Genomic DNA, 22,997 nt, shown 5'->3' on the forward strand with positions numbered 1-22,997 from the left:
CCCGGGGTTTGCGCAGCATGACCCATGCCCGGCCCCGCAGTGGCCGGTTACAAAACGAAATGGCTCCGCGCCGCGAAATGTGACGCGAACGCCGGTATCCATCGAATTTTCGACGCCGGCGCCGCTCAAATGCTCAAACGACAGACCCCGGCCCTATCGGACCGGCTGGCAGAACAACCTGGAGGCCCGATGCGGCATTCGACCTTGATTTTCGTGGTGGCGGCATTTGCGCTGCTGACGCTGAGCCGCCTGGCGCTGGCCGCCTGGCAGTCCAAGCGCGTGCGCGACGCCGGGGGGTTGATCCCCCTGCTGCTGGGCGGGCTGCGCATCGATGCGCACCAGATCGCCGTACTGGCAGCGCTGCCGGCCGTGCTGTCGCCCTGGTTCGGCCACATCCCCCTGGCCGCCACGCTGGCCGGCTACTGGTATCTGGTCGCGTTCATCCTGCTGGCCTTCCTGGAAGTGGCCACCCCGCCCTTCATCCTGGAATACGACTCCCGCCCCAACCGCCTGTTCGTCGAATACCTGAAGCACCCGCGCGAAGTCTCCGGCATGCTCTGGCGCGGCTACAAGGGCGCGCTGGTGGGCGGCCTGGCCGTGGTGGGGCTCATCGGTTGGGGCGCCTACGGCCTGTTCGGCCACGCCCAGCCTGATGCGCAACTGAGCTGGTGGCAGATGCCGCTCGCCAGCCTGGCGATCATCGCAATCGCCGTTCTGGCCATACGCGGCACGCTGGGCCACCGCCCGATCAATCCGTCCTCGGTCGCCTACAGTTCGGACGGCATGCTGAACACACTGGCGCTGAATTCGCTCTACAACGTCTTCTACGCCGTCTACAGCATGAAGAACGAAAAGTCCGCCTCGGACGTGTATGGCGGCATGGACGACGACAAGATGCACGGACTGGTCCTGGCGCAGGCCGGCCTGCCCAACCCGCCCGCCAACCCGGACTACCCCAGCCTGCACCGCCAAATGGCCACCCGCAAGACGGCGCGGCCGCTGAACCTGGTGATCATCCTGGAGGAAAGCCTGGGCGCGCAGTATTGCGCCGGCCTGGGCGGCGCCGACCTGACGCCCGAACTGGACGCCCTGGCGCGTGAGGCCTGGACCTTCACCCGTGCCTATGCCACCGGCACCCGCTCGGTGCGCGGGCTGGAAGCAGTGGTCACGGGTTTTCTGCCCACTCCCGCCCAGGCGGTGCTGAAGCTGCCGCGCTCGCAGCGCGGTTTCTTCTCGCTGGCCGACCTGCTCGGACGCCATGGCTACCATTCGCGCTTCATCTACGGCGGCGAATCGCACTTCGACAATATGAAGGGCTTCTTCCTGGGCAACGGCTTCAAGCAGATCGTGGACCGCCCCGATTTCGTGGACCCGGCCTTCGTGGGAACCTGGGGCGCGTCGGATGAAGACATGTTCAACCAGCTGGACCGGCTGCTGCGCGAAGACGGCGACCAGCCCACCTTCACGCTGGCTTTCAGTGTGTCCAACCATTCGCCCTGGGAGTACCCGGCCGGCCGCATCCAGACCGACGGCAACCCCGCCACCGTGGAAAACACCGTGCGCTACGCCGACTGGGCGCTGGGCCGCTTCTTCGAACGCGCCAAGGCCTCTCCGTACTGGGAAAACACCGTGTTCCTGATAGCGGCGGACCACGATTCCCGCGTCTTCGGCGCCAGTCTGGTGCCCGTGCGCCACTTCCATATTCCTGCCGTGATCCTGGGCGCCGGCATCGAGCCGCGGCGCGACGACCGCCTGATCAGCCAGGTCGACCTGGCGCCGACCCTGCTGTCGCTGATAGGCGTGGACACCGAACATCCGATGATCGGCCATGACCTGACCCGCAGCACCCCGGGCCGGGCCATCATGCAGTACGACAACACCTATGGCTACCTGAAGGAAGACGAGCTGCTGGTGATGGCGCCCAACAAGACGCCGCTGCAATACCGCTACACGGCGCCCGAGGAATACGCGCCCATGCCGCTGAATCCGGATCTGGCCGCAGAGGCGCTGGCGCATGCGCTGTGGCCCAGCTGGGCCTATCGCGAAGGCCGCTACAGCCTGCCGGGGCAAGCAGCCGAATCGTCCGCCTCCAGCGAAAAGCCTGCCGCCTGATCCGCTGTTCGGCGGCGGCTACGCTGGCCGCTTGAACGCCTTGCGGGCCTTTTCGCTGGCGGCATGGCAATGGCAATCGGGGCTGTGGTCGTTCACCATGCCCACCGACTGCATGAAGGCGTAGACCGTGGTGGGCCCGACGAACTTCCAGCCCAGTTTCTTCAAGGCCTTGGACAGGGCCTCGGATTGCGCCGAGGTCGAGGCGCCGCGGGTCGACGGCGCCGCCTTGGGGGCTTCGAAGCGCCACAGGTAGGCGCCCAACGAGCCTTCGCGCTCGATCATCTCCAGCGCGCGGGCGGCATTGTTGATCACGGCTTCGATCTTGCCGCGATGGCGCACGATGCCGGCATCGTCCAGCAGCCTCAGCACCTCTTTTTCGCCGAAGCGCGCCACCTTGGCGGGCTCGAAGTTGGCGAAACCGCGGCGGAACGCGTCACGCTTGGACAGAATGGTGCGCCAGCTCAGCCCCGCCTGAAACCCCTCCAGGCAGAGCTGCTCGAACAGCGCCCGGTCATCGCCCTCGGGGTAGCCCCATTCGGTGTCGTGGTAGGCCATGTACTCGGCGGACGTGTCCACCCAGCCGCAACGGATCAGGCCGTCGGGGGATTCGGTGTTGGCATTCAAGGCAGGCTCCTGGCCGCTATCGGGGCTACCGATGCTACCGCAGCAACGTCCCCGATAAAAGGCCATGCCAAGGCAAAAAAATCATGGCGGCCGCCGATCATATCCCGCTAATATTTGCAGCCCTGATCCCGCGCCGGCCCTGTCCGCGCGCGTCCCGGCGCTGTACGGGGGGTCTGCATCATGCGGCCCGTTTTGCGAGTCAGCCGGGGCCTGGACAGGTTTTCAGCCTTCCGCGCCCCATGTCCCTGCTAGAGTCGTCTCTCATTTCCTTCGTCTCGCCCGCCGTCCTGGCAGGCGACGATCCGGCCGCCACCCCCTGTCTGGACTGCGGGGCATGCTGTGCGCATTTCAGGGTGTCGTTCTATTGCGGCGAGCTGGCCGGCGAGAACGGCGGCCATGTACCGGTGGAACTGGTCACCCAGATGAGCCCGCTGCGCGCCTGCATGAAAGGCACGGAAACCGGCGGCGGCCGCTGTATCTCGCTGCGCGGCGAACTCGGCCAGCCCGGCATCCATTGCGCCATCTACGAGAACCGCCCCACGCCCTGCCGCGAATTCGACATATGGATGCCGGACGGCTCGCCCAACCCCGATTGCCAGCGCCTGCGGCTGGCGCTGGGGCTGGCCGCGGTGCCGCCCCGGCCGGACGCCGAGAACGACCCGCAAGGCCCCTTGCACCCCAACCAGCCCGCCGCCGCCTGAAGCGACGGGCTTCAGCCCGCGCAGGAATGGCTGGCGTGCGCCAGCATGGCCGGCGCGGGGAGGACATCGGGCGCAGGCGCCCGTGCCCGTTTGCGCATCCGGACGATGTCCGGATCCTTGCCCAGAAAGCCCAGCACGTTGCGCATCACCCGCTCGCGCTCCTGGTCCACGCAGATCATGTGATAGCTGTCCTGCAGCATCACCACCGTCGACTGGGGTATGCGCCGCTCCAGGAAGCGGGCTGAGCGCGGACTGGTCAGCTCGTCTTCTTCCGCGTGCATGATCAAGGTCGGGCAGCGCATGCGCTCCAGCCCCTGCCGGACCATGCCGCGCAGCCGGTCCACCTGCCGCACGCAGGCCAGCGGCACCCATTGGTAATGGAAACCGTCGCCGCGCGCGAAGCCCGCCTTGATGAAGGCGCGCACCAATTCGCTCTTGACGCCATAGGGATCTTCCTCGCGCACCCGAATCCACCGCCGCAAGCCCGGCAGGCGATACACCAGGTAGCGCACGGCCCGGTACCAGGGCGTGCTCCACCCATCCAGGAAGACCGGCGCGGACAGCGACACCAGCGCGCCGCGCGTGTGCGATTCACGCTTGCACAGCTCCACCGCCAGCAGTGCGCCCAGGCACATGCCGATGACGTGCAGCACCTCGTATTGCGCGCAAAGCTCGCGATAGCGCTGCGTCACCACCGCCATCCAGTCCTCGACCTTCACATCGAGCAGGTCTTCCGGACAACCGGCATGGCCGGGCAAGGTCACGCCGTGGGGTTCGATCCCGGCGCGCGCCAGCACCTTGTGCATGGCGCCCATGTCGAATTCGGTGCCGCCCAGCCCGTGGATGAGCAGCGCGCCGACGCGTTGCTGGCTCACGGCGCACTCCTGGCCGGCGGCAACGCCAAGAAAAACAAGTCATTCATGAAACACCCCTGAAGCATGGCGGGCAGGACAAAAAGTCCTATCCGACCCTGGCGTCATACTAGGCAGGGGGTGTCTGGGAAGATCGGCAAAACTGTCGGAGAACCGTGAAAATGCGTAAAGCCCGCCGCCGGGGCCGCGCTACTCGCGTTCGGCCAGGTAGCGCGTGGGCGTCACGCCGAAAACCGCGCGGAAGCTGCCGATGAAGGCGCTGGTGCTCTCGTAGCCCACCGATAGGCCGGCCTCGGTGACCGAGCCGCCGCGGCAGAGCAGCTCCAGCGCGCGCAGCAGGCGGGCCTGCTGGCGCCACTGTCCCAGCGTCACGCCGGTTTCCTGGCGGAAACGGCGCATCAGCGTGCGCGAGGACATGTTCAGGCGCTGCGCCCACTCATCGATGCCGGCCGTATCGTCGGGCCGGTCCAGCAGCGTATTGGCCAGATCCTGCAGGCGTGGATCGACGGGCATCGGCAACGGCACGGGCTCATGCTCGCGCTGCTTGAGTTCTTCCAGCAGCACGTCGAACAGCTGCTCCTGGTAGGCGGGAGACAAAACAGTGTTCGGCTGGACCGAGGTAAAGCGGTCCATCAGGGCTTCGATCAGCCGGGACGCAGGCCAGGACCGGCAGTGGTCCGGCAGGCGCCCGCAGGCGTCGCGGCGCACGTACAGGAACGACCCGCGCGCCTCGCCGAACCAGCGCGCGCCGTGCTGCACGCCCGGCGGAATCCAGCCCAGGCTGCCCGGCATCACCGTCCAGACCTGGGCGCCCGCCTGCACCAGCACCAACCCCTCGTGCACCAGCACCAGCATGCCCTCGTCATGGACATGAGAGGGCACGGCGATGCCTTTGGATTCGCGCCGTCCGTGGACGCTGAACGGCGTCAGCAATACATCCGGCAGGGGGGGCGCAACGGCCACGTGAAGCATGGTTGGCAGGTTTGAGCTACAGGTTGACGGTTTCCGGCGAGCGGATCTAGTTGGAAATGTACATCATTCTCACCTGGATATCAGCCCCGCAAGGAGAACCCCCCATGGACCACTCAAGATTGCGCCATGCCGGCATCAAGGCCACCTTCCCGCGCATGAAGATCCTGGATCTCTTCTATCAGCACGCCGGCCTGCACATGAGCCCGGCCGACATCTACCGCAACCTGCTCTCGGACAGCAGCAATATCGGCCTGGCCACGGTTTATCGCGTCATCACGCAACTTGAAGGCGCCGGCCTGCTCAAACGTACTCAGCTCGACGCCCACACCACCGTGTACGAGCTCAATGACAAGGGACACCACGACCATCTGGTCTGCACCGATTGCGGACGGATCCTGGAGTCCAGCGACCCGGCCATGGGCCAGCTGGTCAGGAAGATCGCCAAGCGCAGCGGCTTCCTGCTGGACGCCTACAGCCTGGTGCTTTACGGCCACTGCGGCTGCGGCAAGAACGCGGCAGCCCTTCCTCACGGAGAATTCGAATGAACCACGAACAGTTTTTCTTCCACGACCTGTCCCAATTTCCCATCGTCACTTCCAGGCATGGCGGCGCGCCCGACGGCTATTCCGCCAGCTGGATACGCGAAATGGAGATGCTGGTGGACAACCCCCAGAGCTTCGTCATGGTCGTGCCCGACATGCGGCAGGAAGCCGGCCAGGCGGACCGCAAGGCCATGATCGAATGGCAGACCGCCAACATGCCGCGCCTGAAGGCCCGTTGCCGGGCCTTCATCGCCGTGGAGGGCAATGCCGAGGCGCTGGACAAGATCCGCAAGCGCGGCGAAAAGATGACCCACGCCTTCGGCGTGCCGTTCCTGGCCGTGGCCACCGTCGGCCAGGCGGCGCAATGCGCCCGCGAACTGCTGGGGCAGTCGGGGCCCGGGGGCTTCGTCGTGGACTGAGGCCCGCCGATTTAAGACTTGGCCGCCAGCGCCGTTGTCCATGATGTCATGGCGCTGGCACCCGCAGGGTAGCGCCCCCTCCACCCCCAGGACCGGCCGCCCCGCATGAACCGCGCACTCGCCTGCATGTTTTGCCAATCGACGCTTGCGCAGGGCGCGCCGCTGCTCGAAAAAAACGGCGCGGCCATTTGCAGGGCTTGTGCCGATAGTTTCTCGGCCCTGTTCGCTGAACGCGCCTGGACCATGGCGGCCACCCTGCAGGAACAGCTGGACGTGCTGCTGGAGGAAAGCCAGCGCGCACTCGCGCACAGCGAACTGATGTCGGAGCGCGCCCGCAGCTGCGGTCTGAACCTGCACGATCTGTCGGCCGTGCCGGCGCGCACCCTGTCCTGAAATCCCCCTCTGACCTGCCGTCAGCGCCCTCCTCCAGCGATTTCCACGCGCTGGTCGATGGCGCCGAATGGCGTATCGCCGTCCCGTCCACGCGCGTAGATTCGGACGCGGTCGCCATGCCGCAAGTAGGGCGGCAGCCGCTCTTCGGCCATGCCATCGAGCTGGGCGCGAACCCGCGCTTCGGTGATGCAGGCGCTGCCCGCGGCCGGGTCTGCATTGCTGATGGTCCCCGCGCCGACGATGCTGCCCGCCGCCAGACTGCGCGTCCTGGCCAGATGCGCGATGATCTGGCCAAAATTGAAGACCACCTCACTATTGGCATGAGGCTCGCCGAAGCGCTCGCCATTGATCTCGATGCGCACGGGCAGGTCCAGCATGCTGTCCTTCCAGGCGTGGCCCAGCGCGTCGGGCGTCAGCGCGATAGGCGCGAAGCTGGTCGCGGGCTTGCTCTGGTAGAAGCCGAAGCCCTTGGAGAGTTCTCCAGGAATCAGCCCGCGCAGGGAAACGTCGTTGAGCAGGACGACCAGGGCGATCAGCTCGGCGGCCTGCGCGGCATCGGTGCCCATGGGTACGTCCTTGGTGATCACGGCGACCTCGGCTTCCAGGTCGATCTGATGGGCCTCGTCGACCGCCACGACGGGATCCTCCGGGCCGAGCATCACGTCCGACCCGCCCTGATACACCAGCGGTTCGTCCTCATAGCGCGGCGGAATGGGCTCCCGGCGCCACTGGTAGATCAGCCGCGCATGATTGCGGTAGACGGAGGCATCCGCCCACTGGTAGGCCCGGGGCAGCGGGGCCATGCACTGGCCGGCGTCGAACGCATCCGCGGCGGCCCACTCGGCGGCGTCGAACTCCTGGCTGCGGCGGACGAGCCGCGGCGCCACCGCATCCCAATCGTCCAGCAGGGCCTGCAGCGTTGCCGCGCCGGCCCCGGCGGATGCCCACCGCAAACCCGAGGGACTCACCAGCATCAACTCGCCGTCACGCGTGCCGTTCCTGCGCGTCGCCACGCGCAATGGCAAAGCAAGCTTCGTCATGCCAGCCTCCCCGGCGTGGCCGCGACACCGCGCTTGTCTTCGGTCCAGCGGTCCAGCGCCGCGCGGGCCTCGTGCACATAGCCCTCAACGACGTCGGGCGCCGCCACTTCGACCGTCAGCTCCAGCCGCAAGCCATTGGGATCGAAGAAATAGATCGATTCGATGTAGCTGTCGTGGTCCGTGACGCCGACCACCTCCACGCCATGGGCTTCAAGCCTCGCTTTCATGGCCAGCAGATCGTCGCGCTGCGGCACCCGCAGGGCGATGTGATTGACCCAGCCCGGCGTGTTCGGCGAAGGCAGCGCCGCGGTCTGGTCGCCCAGGTCGAAGAACGCGATGCAGGAGCCGTCGCGCATGCGGAAGAAGATATGCACGTAAGGGCAGAATTCCCCGGTGCTGGGCACGGAGTCCTTCTTGATGACGTGCACCAGCGGCAAGCCCAGCAGGTCCTCGTAGAAGCGCCGGGTTTCCTCGGCATCCCGGCAGCGCCAGGCGAAATGGTGCAGTCCCTGCACGGGACGGGCGGCGGTATGGTCCATGCGATTCCTCAATCGAGCGAGATCTTGTTGGCGCGGATGACTTCGCCCCAGCGGGCCGATTCGGCGCGCGCCAGGGTCCTGAACGCATCGGGCGTTCCGGGCAGCGGCTCGAAGCCGAACTCGGCAAAGCGCTTCACCACGGCGGGATTGGCCAGGGCCGCGTTCAATTCCTGGTTCAGGCGCACAACCGCTGGCGCCGGTATGCCCTTGGGGCCAAGCATGCCTTGGAACGCGAACACCTCGGCGTCCGGCACGCCCAGCTCGGCCAGCGTCGGCACATCCGGCAGCAGCGGCGAACGGGTCTGCGAGCCGATGGCCAGCGGCCGCACCTTGCCGGCCTTGATGATGCCGGCCCCAGAGGCCAGGTCCAGGAACATCACCGGCACCTGCCCTCCCATCACGTCCTGCATGGCAGGAGCGGCGCCGCGGTAAGGCACGTGCGTCAGGCGCACGCCGGTGCGGCTCTGGAACAGCTCCATGGCCAGATGATGTGGCGAGCCATTGCCGACCGAGGCGTAGTCCACCTTGCCCGGTTCCGCCTGCACCCGCGCCATGAAGGCCTTGAAGTCCGCGGCGGGAAACGACGGATGCACCACCAGCACCAGCGGAAACTTGCCGATGGCGCCGATATAGGTGAAATCCTTTTCCGGACTGAAGGCCAGCTTGCGGAACAGATGTTCATTGAAGGCCAGCACGCCGTTGTCCGCCGACATGACGGTATAGCCGTCGGGCTTGGCGTTCGCGACCTGCTCCGCGCCGATATTGGTCGCGGCGCCCGGCCGGTTATCGATGATGATCTGCTGACCCAGCGCGGCGCGCATGGACTCGGCCAGCGTGCGCGCCAGATTGTCGGTGCCGCCGCCCGCGGGGTACGGCACCACCCACTTGATCAGTTGGTCGGGATACTTGCCCTGGGCGCTGGCCAGCGGCGCGGCGGCGGCCAAGGCCGCGGCCCCCATGGCTTCGAGGAAATGGCGTCGGTTCAAGTCTGTCTCCTTTGTAATGGTCGTCGCCGGTCAGCCGGCTGAATTGGCGTGGATCATGGAATTACTCAATCAAGCGCGATCTTGTTGGCGCGTATGACCTCGCCCCAGCGAGCCGATTCGGCGCGAGCCAGCGCCTTGAATGCTTCGGGCGATCCGGGCAACGGCTCGAAGCCAAACTCGGTGAACAGCTTGAACACCTCCGGCTTGGACAAGGCCGCGTTCAAGGCCTGGTTCAAGCGCGCAACGACCGGCGCCGGCAATCCAGCCGGGCCCAGCAATCCCTGGAACGCAAACACCTCGGCATCGGCAACCCCCAGCTCGGCCAGGGTCGGCACTTCCGGCAACAGCGGTGAACGGGCTTGCGAGCCGATGGCCAGCGGCCTGACCTTGCCCGCCTTGATGATGCCGGCCCCTGAAGCCAGGTCCAGAAACATCACCGGCACCTGCCCTCCCATCACGTCCTGCATGGCCTGCGCGGCGCCGCGATAAGGCACGTGCGTCAAGCGGGTGTCGGTGCGGCTCTGGAACAGCTCCATGGCCAGATGATGCGACGATCCATTGCCGGGCGAGGCGTAGTTCACCTGTCCCGGCTCCGCTTGCACGCGAGCCAGGAAAGCCTGGAAGTCCGCGGCGGGAAACGCGGGATTCGCCACCAGCACCAGTGGAAACCTGCCGATGGCGCCGATGTAGGAAAAGTCATTTTCCGGGCTGAACGGCAGCTTCCTGAACAGATGCTCGTTGAAAGCCAGCACGCCGCTTCCGGCCGACAGGACCGTATAGCCGTCCGGCTTGGCCCGCGCGACATACTCCGCGCCGATGTTGGTCGCGGCGCCCGGCCGGTTGTCGATGATGATCTGCTGGCCCAGTTCCGCGCGCATGGCGTCGGCCAGCGCACGCGCCAGAATGTCGGTGCCGCCGCCGGCGGAATACGGCACCACCCACTTGATGAGCTGCAGGGGATAGCGGTCTTGCGCGCGAGCCAGTGGCGCAACGGCAACCAGCGCCACGGCCGCCAGCGCTTCGAGAAAATGGCGTCGGTCCACGTCCGTCTCCTTTGTCATGCTCGCCGCCCGTCAATCGGCTGAAAGCGATGGGTTGGGCAAATCGCACAAGGCTTGCTCGATGGCATCCAGGCAGCGCTGCTCATCCTGTACCTGCTCGAACAGCAGCAGGGCCAAGCGCGCCAGAAACAGCGACTCGCGTCCGCGCCCGGCGATAGCAATGGCATTGCTGCAGCGGGCATAGATGCGGTCCTGAACCGCGGCGTCTTCAATCATTGGAGGCTCCTTGCGCGCCACAGGCGCGTTCAATGGCGGCCAGCACCGTATCCAGCGATGGCGAGCGCCACCGGCCGCAAACATGGCCGTCAGGCCGCAAGAGATAGGCCATGCCGGCCTGCGGCGTATCCCCGGGCGCCGGACTCCCTGCCGGCATCGCAGGCACGACACAACGGCCGGGCAGGAATCGCCACCCGGCCGAGGCCGTCATCGCTTCCAGCGCCTCTTGCTCCGGCCAGCCGCCGAACGCCAGCAAGGTAAAGCCGCCGGGCGTCAGCAGATCGGTCAGGTGTCCGCCATCCTCCGTGCCGCAATCCATCAGCGGCGCACCCGGCGCCCAATCGCCGCCGCTCTCATCGTCCGTCGACAAGGGCGATCCCGCATAAGCGATGGCTCGCGTCTGCCGTGGATTGACCAGGCGCGCGATGCCGGGATGCCGGCCCGCCAGCGACAGGCTGGCCTCGCGCATCAGATCGAAACCTCGATGCGGCGGCGACATGAACTCAGTGCTGCGCATGGCGTTCTCCGCATTGATGTGGAAGGCCTGCCGTCGCTCGCGGCAATAGCTGTCCAGCAGGGCATCCGCGCCCTTGCCTTGCAGCACGGCCGCCAGTTTCCAGACCAGGTTGTCGGCGTCGTCGAAGCCCGAGTTCAACCCGCGCACGCCGAAAATCGGCATGGCATGCGCAGCGTTGCCCGCAAACAGGATGCGGCCATGACGATAGGCATCCAAGGTCATCGCGCCAGCGCGGTACACCGAGGTCCACACCGGCATCCATGGCAGATGCCCTTCGCCGATGGCGTCCAGATGCGTCTGCACGAACGCTTGCACCTGATCCGGCAGCAAGGCTTGCGCGGCATCCACGCCGGCCGCCAGTTGATAGTCCACGCGCCAGATGTTGTCCGGCTGCCGGTGCATCAGGATGGTGGTACCGCGCGCCCAGGGCGGATCGAACCAGGCGCGGCGCTCCGCGGGATGCTCGCTGGCCAGTTCGATATCGACGATCGCATAGCGACCTTGATAGCCCGTTCCCTTCAGTTCCAGCCCCAGGCTGGAGCGTATGAAACTCTGGCCGCCATCGCAGGCCAGCAGCCAATCGGCGCGAGTCTCGTAGCTACCCAGCGGATTCTCGATCCGCACGCTCACGCCCGCCGCGTCGGGCCGGCATGCGGCCACCTTGCTGGCCCAGCGGATATCCACCCGCCCCGGGAAAAGGCTATTGATCTCGTCGATGGCGTCCAGCAGGAACTGTTCGATGTAGTACTGCTGCAGATTGATCATCGGCGGATACTTGTCGCCCGACGCCGACGGCATGTCGAACACCAGCACTTCCTCGGTGCCGTAGTAGCTGCGACCCCGGGTCCAGGCCAGGCCCTTCTCCATGAATGCCGGCGCCACGCCCAGGCGGTCCAGGATTTCCAGGCTGCGGCGCGAAATACAGGCCGCCCGGCTGCCCTCGCAGACCGAATCGTCAGCCTCGATCACGACGCTGCCTATGCCCTGCCGGGCCAGGCCCAGCGCCGCCGCCAACCCCACTGGACCGCCGCCCGCGATCAGCACGCGATGATGCAGCGCTTCATCGCCTTGCGGGGCCAGCCTGGGAAGCGAAGGCGGGAAACGCCGGTACTCGAAGGGTCCGATTCTTTCTAGGGGCATGCGCAAGTCCTGATCGTGTCATCAAACGGCCGTATTGGCTTGCGTCATATTCTGCTGGGCCGGACTGGTTAATATGTCCTAATTAATCAGGACAGGCTAACCCGCGATGAAACTGCTGCCCCTGCCGCCGCGCCCCCCTCCTCCCGGCCAGGCGCTGAGCATCGCGCTGATGAATGCGATCGGCGCCGACAACTTTGCCGCCGAGGTGCTGGGCGCACTGGGCGCCACACTGCCCGCCAGCCATTGCACGGTGTTTGCGCTGCGCAGCAGCGGGCGCGTCGAAGCCGTTTCGAGCGCCAGCGCCATCGGCGAAGTGGCGACGCTGACCGCCCTCGAGTACATGCGCCTGGGCTTCGACAAACAGGACTCCAACATGAACTGGCTATCCCGGCGCAAGCCCGCCAAAGCGCGCCAGCTCTGGATCGGACACCAGTTCGCCAAAGAAGTCGCCGATGCCCACTACCGCCGCGTCTGCTACGACGACCCGGGCATACGCGAACGCATGTCGCTGCTTGCCGTCTTCCCCGACGGCTACCGGGTCGCGGTCAGCCTGCACCGGAATTTTTCGTATCCGGACTACGGCCCCAAGGATTTCGAGCGCATGTCGCAACACGCGCCCCTGATTGCGGCGGCGGTCATGCGCCATGTCCAGGTGACCCGCCGCGCACCCGCGGACCAGCCGCTGCAGGTTCAGCTCATGACCAAGCTATCCGGACGGGAACGGCAGTTGATCACCCATGTGTTGGACGGGCTGACAACCAAGAAGGCCGCGCGCGAAATGGGCGTGTCCGAGACCACCGCGCTGACGTACCGCTACCGGGCTTTCCAGCACCTGGGCGTGCGCAACCATCGGGAACTCATGGTGCTGCTGGGCGCGAGCGCACCCAAACGCGGCAGGCAAGCGCGCTGACTGGCATGCCGCGCGACCGCTGCAGTCATGGAGACGTCAGTCCCGCGAACGCCATGTAACCGGCTCCTCGCCGCTCTACTTGCTGGAGTAAACCAGGCTGTCGCGGGTGGCGATCAGGCAGTCGATAAAACACTCGGCGGCCGGCGTGGGCGGCGATTCCTTCTTCGCCAGAATTGAGATGCGGGCAGAGGGAAGCTCATGCGCCAACGGCATCATGCGCATGTGCGACGGCAGAAGATCGTGCTCGAACAAGGGGCGCACGAAGATGCCCAGCGCATCGCTTTTTGCCATGATCGCCAGCGCAACGGCCACCGAATGACAGGCGATGGTGTCACGCGGCATGGACAGGCCGTGCGCGGCGAAGGCCATCCGCAACAGATTTGCGGGAGCTTCCGTGTTGCCGGGCACCAGCCAAGGCGCGTCGTGCAGTTCAGTCAGGCTGCGGGCCTTGCGCAGCGGATGGCCAAGACGCGCGCCGACCGCAAGCGGCAGCGTGAACAAAGGACGGTGCGCAAAACCGTCGCTGATCTCTCCGTCATACTCGGTTTGCACCAGAAAATCGTAGCGGCCCGACTCCAGTTGCTCGTGGCTGAAGGGCGGCGCCACTTCATTGAACGAAACCGCCACGCGCGGCATGCGTGCGCGGAAAGCGACCAGCGCTTCCGGCACGACGACCAGCGCCGCCGAACTCACAGCCAGGTTCAATGTGCCGCCTTCGCCGTCGCGCATCTGTCCGATTTCCTCGCGCGCCCGGCGGGTCTCCTGCAGAATGACGATGGCCCGCTTGTACAACGCTTCGCCGTAGGTAGTCAGTTCCACGCCCTTGACGCTGCGGCGCACCAGATCGACGCCCACGCTCTGCTCAAGTTCGCGCAAGCTGCGTGTGGCCGCAGGCTGCGTCACGGCGAGCGCACGCGCCGCGGCCCGGATGCTGCCATGCTCGGCGATCAGCGCAAAGGCGCGCAATTGACGTAGGTTCATACGTTCGGCTCCGGCGGATTCTTCCAGATATAAAAAAAACAGATCACAACGGACGATTTCTGTCTTTTTTATTCTATGGCAACCCTGTAGCGGCCGCGAGCGGAAACTCTGGATCCGGGCTCAGGGGCAGCCACCGCGGACACGCCGCTGGAAGCCAGAGGATTGCGGCTTGCCTTCAAGCAAGATCGCGGGTCGTCCTGGCATATGCGCAGAATTTCCCAGTTATTTCACCCTATAAGAAAAAGTATTCATTAGAACGTAAATTCTGTCTTTTTCTTATTTCAAGGCATCCTTATAGTCCCTTCGAAAAGGGAGGCCGGTGCCCGCAGCCACGGACCGGCAACCCTCTCAACAGACACGAGGGGAAACCATGTCTATCGCCATCGCCGTGGCCGCGCCCAACGCGCTGCACACACCATCCATGCGCCATGACGCTGACGCTATGGCTGATGGGGCGGTCTATCTGCGCAAATGGCGCGAACCTCCGCCTGATGAAGTCATGAGCGGAAAAGTCATGGCCGAAACTCGCCTGGCCGTCCCTACCCCTCTTTCCGACGCGCAGCTCCATGCCATCAAGCAAATTCTGGCATGTCTGTCGGATATTGGCGCCTCCCCGTTGGACACCCTGACCGGTGAATACGAAGCACGCCCCTACCAGCTTATCGGTCCCAACGATTCCTCGCCGGAAACCGACGGCGTCTTCTATTTGCTGATCACCCGTTGGCCCACCCCCCAGGCAGCCATCACCTGGCAAGCGTCAACGGCGTATAGAGCGCTGCAAGGCATCGGCGCCGTGACCTCCGACACCTTCATGGCCCTGCCTGAGACCCGGCCGCTCGATCATCTGCGCGACGACAAGTTGCAGCGGGAATCGACGCCAGATGGCCATAAATAGGCCACCACGCCTGGAGAACCCGCCACGGCCTGCGCAACCCAAGGCCGCCTAACGAAAGGTGAAACGAAAGGGGGACTGATCTATACAAAAAAGTGTTCACTAAAACATATTTTCTTTCTTTTTCTTATCCCAGGGCATCCGTATAGTGCCCTTCGGGGGGAGCCCAAGGCTCGGAGCCACGGACCGGCAACCCTCTAAAACAGACACAAGGGGAACCCATGTCTATCACCATCGCAGCGGCCGCGCCCAACGCGCTGCACACACCATCCATGCGCCGGCGCGTCATCGCCGGCACCACCATCGGCAACGCACTCGAATTCTTCGACTTCACCGTTTTCACTTTCCTGATGCTGGTGCTCGGGCCTCTGTTTTTCCCGGCGGCCTCGGGCTACGGCCAATTGCTGTTGACCACCGCCACCTTCGGCGTGGGTTTCCTCATGCGCCCCGTGGGCGGCATGCTCATCGGCTCCTATGCCGACCGCCACGGCCGCCGCGCGGCCATGACACTGACCCTGTGGCTGATGGGCCTGGGCTGCGCCTTGATCGCGGTGGCCCCCACCTATGCGCAAATGGGCATGGCCGGCCCGGTCATGATGGTGCTGGCCCGCCTGATCCAGGGCTTCGCCGCCGGCGGCGAAGTCGGCGCCTCGACCACCCTGCTGGTCGAACACGCTCCACGCGGCAAGCGCGCCTTCTATTCCAGCTGGCAATTCGGCAGCCAATCGCTGGGCGTGATGCTTGGAGCCTTGGTCGTAACGCTGCTCACCATGGGGCTGAGCACGGCACAGATGCAGGCCTGGGGCTGGCGCGTGCCCTTCGTGATCGGCATCCTGACCGTGCCCGTGGGCGCCTACATCCGCCGCAACCTCGAAGAAACGCTGACCAGCCCGCCCGCGAACACCGGCGCGCCGCAGGCCGTGACCGCTCATCGCACCATCGCCCATCAGCCTTTGCGCCGCATCTTCTCGGAATACAAGCTCACCATACTCAAGGGCATCCTGCTGCTGATCGGCGGCATGGTCAGCACGCAGATCCTCAGCTTCTACATGCCGGCGTATGCCAACCGGGAACTGGGCTTGCCGGCAACTTCGACGCTGTCGGCCAGTGTCGTGTTCGGCGCAGTTGGCTTCCTTATCGCTCCTTTCGTCGGCATGCTGGCCGACCGCTACGGCCGCAAACGCGTGATCTTCTGGTCGCGCCTGGCAACCCTGATCGTCCTGCTGCCTTGCTTCCAGTGGCTCATGGCCGCTCCCAGCACCGAACGGCTGATGCTGCTCGTCGCCCTGTTCGCGCTCCTGGTGGCACTGCAGTCGGCGCCGGCATTCACAATGCTGCCCGAACTCTTCCCCAAGGCCGTGCGCACGACCGGCATGTCGGTGGTGTATGGATTGGGTATCTCCGTGTTCGGCGGCTTTGCGCAATTCTTCGTGACCTGGCTGCTGCACGTGACCGGCAACTCCATGGCCCCGGCGTGGTTCCTGATGGTGGCCATCGCGCTTTCAACGGTGGTGCTGTTCTGGATCGACGACCGCACGCATGACGACATCGACGGCCAGGAGGCTTGAATGCAGCACGGTTCCAGTTACTTTTCCCGCAGCTACGAAGAAGCGCGCCATCGTTTCGTGCTGGCAGCCAAACCGCTCGCCACGCAGTTTCAATCCTATGTCATTGAACCCGCCGGCCGCGCGGGCGAAGCCCTGGCGACCGATGTCGCGCTGATCGGGCCGGCGGATGCGGAACGGCTGTTGATCATGACCTCCGCCACCCATGGCGTTGAGGGTTTCTGCGGCTCGGGCTGTCAATTGGCCCTGTTGGACGATGCCCCCATGCTGGAACGCGCCCGCAGGGCCGGCGTGGCCTTGCTGCTCGTGCACGCAATCAACCCTTACGGGTTTTCCTGGCTGGCGCGCACGAACGAAGACAATGTCGACCTGAACCGCAATGACCAGTCCTTCGACGGACGTCCCCTGCCGCAGAACCCCGGATACGCCGGGGTCCATGATCTGCTGCTGCCCGCGGAATGGCCGCCCACGGCCTCGAACGCCGCGCGCATCGATGCCTATGTCGCCGAACACGGCCGGGCGGCCTTTGCGCAAGTCGTGACCCGCGGACAGTACACACACGCCGATGGCCTGTTCTATGGCGGCACCCACCTCACGGCGTCGCTGCTGAATCTGCGGCATATCCTGCAGCAGCACGGCAGCCGCAGCAAGCATATCGGCTGGATCGATGTGCACACAGGCTTGGGGCCGCGCGGGCACGGCGAAAAAATATACGCGGGCCGCCGCGACGCCGCCGCGGTCGCGCGCGCGCGACTATGGTGGGGTAGCGATATCGCGGTTCCCTACGAAGGCAGCTCCGCATCCGCGGACATTACCGGCCAGTTGGCGGGATTGATCTACCAAACGAGCCCGGACGCCCAACACACGCTGATGGCGCTGGAGTTCGGCACCCTGCCCTTTGAAGCCATGATCGAAGCGCTGCGCGGCCGCAACTGGCTGCTTGCGCATCCCGAGGCGGATGATGCCAAGCGCGACGCAATTCTGAACGCCACCCTGGATGCGTTCTATTGCGACGCCTCCGATTGGCACGGCATGATCTTGGGCCAGAGCCGGGTCGCCGTGTTGCAAGCATTGGCCGGTTTACAGGAGGCGTGATGCGAACCAGCGCCAGCTACTTCTCCCACAGCTACGCCCAGGCGCGCGAGCGCTTTGCGCAGGCGGCCAGGCCGCTCGCCGATTCATTCCACTCCTACGGCATCGACCATACGGGAAGCGAAGGCGAAGCGCTGGCCACCGATGTCGCTTACATCGGCGATCCAGACGCCGATCGCGTCCTCATCATGACCTCTGCCGTGCTGGGTGTGGAAGGATTCTGCGGCTCGGGGTGTCAGCTGGCGCTGCTCGACGATACCGTCATGCTGGCCCGTGCGCGCGAAGCCCGCGTGGCCTTGCTGCTGGTGCACGCGGTCAACCCATATGGTTATTCGTGGATCGCCCGCACCGATGAATGCAACATAGACCTGAACCGCAACGGCCTGCCGTTCGACGGGCGGCCGTTGCCCATGAACCCGGACTACGCGCGGATACATGACCTGCTGCTGCCCGAGGAATGGCCTCCCACGCCTTCCAACCAGCAACTGATCGCCCAGTACATCGCCGAACACGGCCAATCCACCTTCGCGCAGGCAGTCTCGCGCGGCCAGTACACACATGCCGACGGCCTGTTCTACGGCGGCGACCGTCCGGCGGCATCGCTGCAGAACCTGCGCCGCATTCTGCACGAGCATGTGCGTACGCGCACCCATGTCGGCTGGATCGACGTGCATACCGGCTGGGGGCCGCGCGGCCATGGCGAAAAGCTCTATGCCGGCCGCCGCGACGATGCCGAAGTCGCTCGCGCGCGCCAGTGGTGGGGTAGCGATGTCACGGTTCCCTACCAGGGAAATTCGGTATCGGTCGATGTCTCCGGTCAGCTCGCCGATCTGATTTACCAGGCGTGCCCATTGTCCTTGCCGACCTCGATGGCGATCGTCTTCGGCGCCGTGCGTTTCGACGCCATGGTGCATGCCTTATGCGGCCGGAACTGGCTGCATGCGCATCCCGAGGCGCCCGCGGAATTGCGGCGCAGCATCCTGCAGACCACACTGGACGCGTTCTATTGCAACGAGTCGAATTGGCACGGCATGGTGCTCGGGCAAACCCGGGTGGCAGTGCTGCAAGCACTGCGCGGCTTACAGGCAGCTTGACGCAGGCAGCCGCAAGGATAGCGCCGGCACTTTCCATCCTCGCAGCTCGGAAGGAGTTGGCTTCATCTCAAGATATGGAGGTGCATCATATGGAACGGTCGGGCTTTACGGAAGAACAGATCAGGCACGCGCTGAAGCAGGCAACGCTGGGCTCGCCGATATCTGACATCTGCATGCGCATGGGCGTAAGCGAAGCAACCTTCCATTCCTGGAAAGTGCATTACGACGGGCTGGCGTCCTACGAACTGAAGTTACTGAACAGGCTCGAGAACGAGTGCAACCGTCTCGAGCGCCTGATCGCCATCCTGGCGCTGAATAAAGTGATCTTGCAGGACACGCTTGGGGCCAAGGAATAAGGCATACGCGGCGCAGCGCATTCACCGCCACGCCTTCAGCATGTTGAAATCTCTACGTCTGCACCGTTCTTTTGAAATCTCTGAACCGCTACACGGTGGCATATGTCATCGGCGTACTGATCCCGGTCAGTGCGCTGATCGGCATTCAACTTATCCATAGCTGGCGCGCCCATACCGCGGCGCGCGACGCGAGATCGAGCCTGAGCGTCGTCCAAGGCACGCTGGACGCGATGGCTGCCGTTCTGATGGAGCGCGGCTCGATGAATGCCGCGTTGATAGAAGGGCATCCTGTATCCGAGCCCAGGCAGCAGGAATTGCAGCTTGCGCGCAAGGCCAGCGAAAGCGGGATCGCCGAGCTGCTGGAGCTGCACAGGACTCGCAACTGCGACGGCTGCCGGGACGCCCAGGCCTCCATTCAGCACATCGCGCGCGCCCTGGCCCAGCACCGCGCCACGGCGGATCGACTCATCGCCAGACGACGTGCGCAGATCAGCGCTCAGGAACTGAACGATGTGGTGGTGATCATGGCCGGGATTATCCCTGCGCTGGAAGAAACCGCGCTCGACAACTCTGCTGTCGTGATCCGCCATGAAGTGGAAAGCCCCGGCCTGATGACCATTGCCATGCTGGCAGCGGGCCTGCGCGAACAAGCCGGTCTGCTGGGTTCTGCCTTCATGCCGGCACAGGTTCAACGCCGCCCGCTCAGCGAGGTGGAAACACAGCGCATCGAGCAGCAACTGGGCCGCGTCACACAATTGCGCGCGCTGCTCGAAGTGCAGCTTTCCACCCATGCGGAACTCGAAACTCGAGCGTATCCTCGGGTGCAGTATGAGTACTTTGGCGCGGGCCTGGAGTACATCGAAGAGTTGCGCCACGCCGCCTCTTCAGGTCTCCACTCGATGACGCCAACGGCGGGCCTGCAAGAGCGCTATGTCCCGTTGATGCAATCCATCGTCGATTTCCGCGATGAAGTACTGAGCGTGCTGGAAAAATTGCTGGAGCGGCAACGCATCAATGCGCTGACGGAACTGATTACGACGACCTCGGTCGCCATCGTGCTGCTGCTGGCCGCCACCTGGGGATTCACCAAGTTCCGCTGGCGCCTGATACGCCCTTTCGTCGTGGCCACAGAAATCGTCAATTCCATCAACGACGATGCCCCCACGCCGATTTCTGGAACCGGCTACCGCAAGGAAGTCCGCGGCCTGTTCGACGCCATCCAGAAACTCAAGGACAACGCCATCGCCAAGTCTCGCACGGAGCACGAGCGCGAACGCCTTATTGCCGATCTCGCGGCATTGGCGGAAACGGACTTCCTCACTGGATTGCTCAACCGCCGCGCGTTCCACGCCCGTGCCGCAGCCCTTTGCGCCAGCCTGGATGAGCCTGGACAGATGCTGACCCTGATCGTCTTTGACATCGATCATTTCAAGCGGATCAACGACTCTTACGGGCACGCTGGCGGCGACAACGTTCTGGTGGCCGTGGCGCAGGCATGCCACCAGACGTGGCGCCGCTCCGACATCGTAGCGCGCATCGGCGGTGAAGAATTCGCCGTGCTATGCACGGTCCGCAGCCTGATGCAGGCCAGCGCAATGGCGCAGAGCATGCGCCGCCGCATCGAACGCCTGGTTGTGCCGGCAGACGGCAGGACCATTGAGTCGATCACCAGCAGCTTTGGCGTGGTCTGCGCGCACGCGGATGAAATCGACAACGTCGACGCCCTGCTCAAGCAAGCAGACGAACTGCTCTATCGCGCCAAGGCCTCCGGCCGCAACTGCGTCGTCACGCAGCCCGACAACGCCTGATTTCTGCGCAAGGCCGCGCATGCGCGTTGCTGACGCCCATGCAATCTGCGGTCGCCCACAAGATAGAAAAATGTACTTGGTGGAAAAAAATTTCTGTCTTTTTCTGCGCGCGACGCGTCCGTATAGTCCGACCAGAGCAAGCCGAATTCAGAGATTCCATTTTGAAAGCGAAGAAGAAATGAAACCGTCGAACTTGAAAATGCGTACTCGCCTCGCCATGGGCTTTGCATTGATCATGATGGCACTGCTGGTCTGTGGCGCGCTAGGCGTGTATGGGATTCGCACCTTGGAACATGAGGTCTACCAGATCACCGCGATCAACAATGAGCAACGTCGTCTGGCGATCGAGATGCGTTACGAGGTCCAGGAACAGGCCATCGCCATCCGCAACATCCTGCTTCTTACTGATCCGAACGTGTTGAAAACCGAGGTGAGTCGGGCGACGGAGGCGGAAAGGCTATACAACGACGCGCGTGATCGTCTGGGCAACATGTTTGCCAGCAGTCCAACCGCGATCGATGATGAAAAGCGTCTGTTCAGTGCAGCGGGCGCCGCCCAGCAGTCCCTGCGCTCGGTGTTCGAAAAGGTGCTGGCGGAAGGCATGTATGGAAACCGCCAGGATGCGCAACATATGCTCGAAGAAGACCTGCGTCCCAAACAGCGCGTTTTACAGGAAACGCTGTCCGCGCTCGCCTCGCTTGAGTCCCAGCTTAACGAAGAGCGGGCAGCCGCCGCGCGCTCCTTGGCGAATCAACTGCAATGGGCGATGGGAACAACCATCGCTATTGCATTGCTGCTCGCTGTGCTCGCGGCCTATGTCACCGCGCGCGGCATCCTGCGCCAGTTGGGCGGCGACCCCGGCGACGCGCAACGCCTGGCGGTGACCATCGCAGATGGCGACCTGAGCAACCGCTTGCAGCTCGACTCCCGCTATGACCACAGCCTGATGCATGGCCTGGAAACCATGCGATCACGGCTTTCCAGAATCGTGGAGGCAATAAAGTCTTCGACGGCATCCATCTCGACGGCAGCAAGCCAAATTGCCCAGGGCAATACGGATCTGTCGCAGCGCACCGAAGAACAGGCGGCCTCGCTGGAAGAGACTGCAGCCGCCATCGAACAACTGACGTCCACCGTGAAGCTGAACCAAGACAACGCGGCAAGCGGCGACGAAATGGCCTCCGAGGGCGCCAAAGCCGCGGAAAAGGCGGGCGGCGTCGTATCCGAGATGCTGGCGGCCATGACGGAGATCTCCGCCAACTCCGAAAAGGTCGGGCATATCGTATCGCTGATCGAGAGCATCGCATTCCAGACGAACATACTTGCGCTGAACGCAGCGGTGGAAGCCGCCAGGGCCGGAGATCAGGGCCGGGGCTTCGCCGTGGTGGCCGGCGAGGTCCGCGCGCTGGCGCAACGCAGCGCCACCTCCGCACGGGAAATCAAGGATCTGATCGAAACCTCCACTTCCGTGGTCCAGACCGGCAAGGACCTGGCCGTGCGGGCGGGCCAGAACATGGAGGACGTAGTCACGTCCGTCATGCGCATGAAGATCGTAACGGGTGAGATCGCGACCGCGTCGCGCGAACAGGCCATCGGCATCGAACAGGTAAACGTCGCCATCGCCCAACTGGACTCCGTGACGCAGCAGAACGCGGCGTTGGTCGAGGAATCCGCAGCGGCGGCGCTCTCAATGGCGGAACAGGCACGAGAGCTGCTGCAAGCAGTGGAAGTGTTCAAGACGGCATCATCCATAAGCTCACGGCATGCCCCCATGACAGAGCCGGCGCTCATCGCGTACGCGGCGTCGTAGGAACATCACTGGGAGAGGCCGGCCGCGACACGTTTCACCGTCGGCCCGGCCGGCGCCAATTGGGTCAACGTATTTGGGTCAACAAATTTGCGTCAACGTATTTGCGTTCACGAATCAGACACCAATGAAAAACGCCGCTAGATAGCGGCGTTTTTCTTGCGTCTTGTCTGGTAGGGCAATACTCGAAAGAGCACTGCGGCGTACCACGGGAATTGGGGTGGTGGGTTGTGCGAGACTCGAACTCGCGACCAACGGATTAAAAGTCCGCTGCTCTACCGACTGAGCTAACAACCCGACCGAAGCCAGAAATTATGGCCGATTTGGCGTCGTTTGTCAAAATTCGATGCAACAGCCC

23 protein-coding genes and 1 tRNA gene are annotated in these 22,997 nt (G+C 64.5%); 13 read left to right on the forward strand and 11 right to left on the reverse strand.

Translation table 11 applies throughout. The annotated features are described in order from the left end of the window. The first annotated feature begins 189 nt into the window (after positions 1-189). On the forward strand, positions 190-2,112 hold the full coding sequence (locus FOC84_RS08150; protein WP_173143985.1) for an LTA synthase family protein: 1,923 nt from the start codon (positions 190-192) through the stop codon (positions 2,110-2,112). Between the two features lie 18 nt (positions 2,113-2,130). Here FOC84_RS08150 and FOC84_RS08155 read toward each other — a convergent pair whose 3' ends face one another. Continuing rightward, positions 2,131-2,736, reverse strand: coding sequence for a DNA-3-methyladenine glycosylase I (locus FOC84_RS08155; RefSeq protein WP_173143986.1), 606 nt, complete (start codon positions 2,734-2,736; stop codon positions 2,131-2,133). A gap of 239 nt (positions 2,737-2,975) precedes the next feature. Here FOC84_RS08155 and FOC84_RS08160 point away from each other — a divergent pair, with 239 nt between their 5' ends. Further along, positions 2,976-3,437 (forward strand): YkgJ family cysteine cluster protein, encoded by a 462-nt coding sequence (locus FOC84_RS08160; RefSeq protein WP_173143987.1) that lies wholly within the window; start codon positions 2,976-2,978, stop codon positions 3,435-3,437. An 11-nt stretch (positions 3,438-3,448) separates the two neighbouring features. Here the strand turns inward: FOC84_RS08160 and FOC84_RS08165 are convergent, their stop codons facing one another. Together FOC84_RS08165 and FOC84_RS08170 are read right to left on the reverse strand one after the other, a co-directional pair. Continuing rightward, positions 3,449-4,312, reverse strand: coding sequence for an alpha/beta hydrolase (locus tag FOC84_RS08165; RefSeq protein ID WP_173143988.1), 864 nt, complete (start codon positions 4,310-4,312; stop codon positions 3,449-3,451). 186 nt (positions 4,313-4,498) lie between these two features. Then, complete coding sequence (locus FOC84_RS08170) at positions 4,499-5,281, reverse strand: helix-turn-helix domain-containing protein (protein WP_173143989.1); 783 nt, start codon at positions 5,279-5,281, stop codon at positions 4,499-4,501. A gap of 104 nt (positions 5,282-5,385) precedes the next feature. Here FOC84_RS08170 and FOC84_RS08175 point away from each other — a divergent pair, with 104 nt between their 5' ends. The 3 genes from FOC84_RS08175 to FOC84_RS08185 all read left to right on the forward strand — a co-directional run bounded on the left by FOC84_RS08175 (position 5,386) and on the right by FOC84_RS08185 (position 6,635). Further along, on the forward strand, positions 5,386-5,826 hold the full coding sequence (locus FOC84_RS08175) for a Fur family transcriptional regulator (protein WP_173143990.1): 441 nt from the start codon (positions 5,386-5,388) through the stop codon (positions 5,824-5,826). Continuing rightward, complete coding sequence (locus FOC84_RS08180; RefSeq protein WP_173143991.1) at positions 5,823-6,242, forward strand: hypothetical protein; 420 nt, start codon at positions 5,823-5,825, stop codon at positions 6,240-6,242. The genes FOC84_RS08175 and FOC84_RS08180 overlap by 4 nt, the downstream gene beginning before the upstream one ends. Positions 6,243-6,347: 105 nt before the next feature. Beyond that, complete coding sequence (locus FOC84_RS08185) at positions 6,348-6,635, forward strand: MSHA biogenesis protein MshH (protein ID WP_173143992.1); 288 nt, start codon at positions 6,348-6,350, stop codon at positions 6,633-6,635. A gap of 20 nt (positions 6,636-6,655) precedes the next feature. Here FOC84_RS08185 and FOC84_RS08190 read toward each other — a convergent pair whose 3' ends face one another. The 6 genes from FOC84_RS08190 to FOC84_RS08215 all read right to left on the reverse strand — a co-directional run bounded on the left by FOC84_RS08190 (position 6,656) and on the right by FOC84_RS08215 (position 12,134). Next, positions 6,656-7,675 (reverse strand): fumarylacetoacetate hydrolase family protein, encoded by a 1,020-nt coding sequence (locus FOC84_RS08190; RefSeq protein ID WP_173143993.1) that lies wholly within the window; start codon positions 7,673-7,675, stop codon positions 6,656-6,658. Beyond that, complete coding sequence (locus tag FOC84_RS08195) at positions 7,672-8,214, reverse strand: VOC family protein (protein WP_173143994.1); 543 nt, start codon at positions 8,212-8,214, stop codon at positions 7,672-7,674. The genes FOC84_RS08190 and FOC84_RS08195 overlap by 4 nt, the downstream gene beginning before the upstream one ends. 8 nt (positions 8,215-8,222) lie before the next feature. Continuing rightward, positions 8,223-9,200, reverse strand: coding sequence for a Bug family tripartite tricarboxylate transporter substrate binding protein (locus FOC84_RS08200; protein WP_173143995.1), 978 nt, complete (start codon positions 9,198-9,200; stop codon positions 8,223-8,225). A 65-nt stretch (positions 9,201-9,265) separates the two neighbouring features. Beyond that, positions 9,266-10,243 (reverse strand): Bug family tripartite tricarboxylate transporter substrate binding protein, encoded by a 978-nt coding sequence (locus tag FOC84_RS08205; RefSeq protein WP_173143996.1) that lies wholly within the window; start codon positions 10,241-10,243, stop codon positions 9,266-9,268. Positions 10,244-10,273: 30 nt separating this feature from the next. Next, the gene (locus tag FOC84_RS08210; protein ID WP_173143997.1) at positions 10,274-10,477 is read right to left on the reverse strand and encodes a hypothetical protein; all 204 of its coding nucleotides are present in this window, start codon (positions 10,475-10,477) and stop codon (positions 10,274-10,276) included. Beyond that, positions 10,470-12,134: an FAD-dependent monooxygenase gene (locus FOC84_RS08215; protein WP_173143998.1), complete on the reverse strand. Its 1,665-nt coding sequence runs from the start codon at positions 12,132-12,134 to the stop codon at positions 10,470-10,472. The genes FOC84_RS08210 and FOC84_RS08215 overlap by 8 nt, the downstream gene beginning before the upstream one ends. Positions 12,135-12,240: 106 nt before the next feature. On the opposite strand from FOC84_RS08215, the gene FOC84_RS08220 reads away from it, so the two are divergent. After that, positions 12,241-13,044, forward strand: a complete 804-nt coding sequence (locus tag FOC84_RS08220; protein ID WP_173143999.1) for a helix-turn-helix transcriptional regulator — start codon at positions 12,241-12,243, stop codon at positions 13,042-13,044. Positions 13,045-13,119: 75 nt separating this feature from the next. Here FOC84_RS08220 and FOC84_RS08225 read toward each other — a convergent pair whose 3' ends face one another. Beyond that, on the reverse strand, positions 13,120-14,025 hold the full coding sequence (locus FOC84_RS08225; protein ID WP_173144000.1) for a LysR substrate-binding domain-containing protein: 906 nt from the start codon (positions 14,023-14,025) through the stop codon (positions 13,120-13,122). A gap of 370 nt (positions 14,026-14,395) precedes the next feature. Between FOC84_RS08225 and FOC84_RS08230 the strand changes: the two genes are divergently transcribed. From FOC84_RS08230 to FOC84_RS08260, 7 genes are all read left to right on the forward strand, one after another. Beyond that, on the forward strand, positions 14,396-14,920 hold the full coding sequence (locus FOC84_RS08230; RefSeq protein ID WP_173144001.1) for a hypothetical protein: 525 nt from the start codon (positions 14,396-14,398) through the stop codon (positions 14,918-14,920). 218 nt (positions 14,921-15,138) lie between these two features. Next, complete coding sequence (locus FOC84_RS08235; RefSeq protein ID WP_173144002.1) at positions 15,139-16,485, forward strand: MFS transporter; 1,347 nt, start codon at positions 15,139-15,141, stop codon at positions 16,483-16,485. After that, the gene (locus FOC84_RS08240) at positions 16,486-17,577 is read left to right on the forward strand and encodes a M14 family metallopeptidase (protein ID WP_173144003.1); all 1,092 of its coding nucleotides are present in this window, start codon (positions 16,486-16,488) and stop codon (positions 17,575-17,577) included. After that, on the forward strand, positions 17,577-18,668 hold the full coding sequence (locus FOC84_RS08245) for a M14 family metallopeptidase (protein WP_173144004.1): 1,092 nt from the start codon (positions 17,577-17,579) through the stop codon (positions 18,666-18,668). Before FOC84_RS08240 ends, FOC84_RS08245 begins: the two co-directional genes overlap by 1 nt. Continuing rightward, positions 18,665-19,024: a transposase gene (locus FOC84_RS08250; RefSeq protein ID WP_173144005.1), complete on the forward strand. Its 360-nt coding sequence runs from the start codon at positions 18,665-18,667 to the stop codon at positions 19,022-19,024. Before FOC84_RS08245 ends, FOC84_RS08250 begins: the two co-directional genes overlap by 4 nt. Positions 19,025-19,095: 71 nt before the next feature. Continuing rightward, positions 19,096-20,832 (forward strand): GGDEF domain-containing protein, encoded by a 1,737-nt coding sequence (locus tag FOC84_RS08255; RefSeq protein WP_173144006.1) that lies wholly within the window; start codon positions 19,096-19,098, stop codon positions 20,830-20,832. A gap of 178 nt (positions 20,833-21,010) precedes the next feature. Then, a complete protein-coding gene (locus FOC84_RS08260) occupies positions 21,011-22,642 on the forward strand; it encodes a methyl-accepting chemotaxis protein (RefSeq protein WP_173144007.1) in 1,632 nt (543 codons plus the stop codon). Positions 22,643-22,860: 218 nt separating this feature from the next. Here the strand turns inward: FOC84_RS08260 and FOC84_RS08265 are convergent. Next, positions 22,861-22,936: transfer RNA gene (locus tag FOC84_RS08265), tRNA-Lys, on the reverse strand. Positions 22,937-22,997: the final 61 nt, after the last annotated feature.

It is taken from the genome of Achromobacter pestifer (assembly GCF_013267355.1).
GTDB classification, from domain to species: Bacteria; Pseudomonadota; Gammaproteobacteria; order Burkholderiales; family Burkholderiaceae_B; genus Achromobacter; species Achromobacter pestifer_A.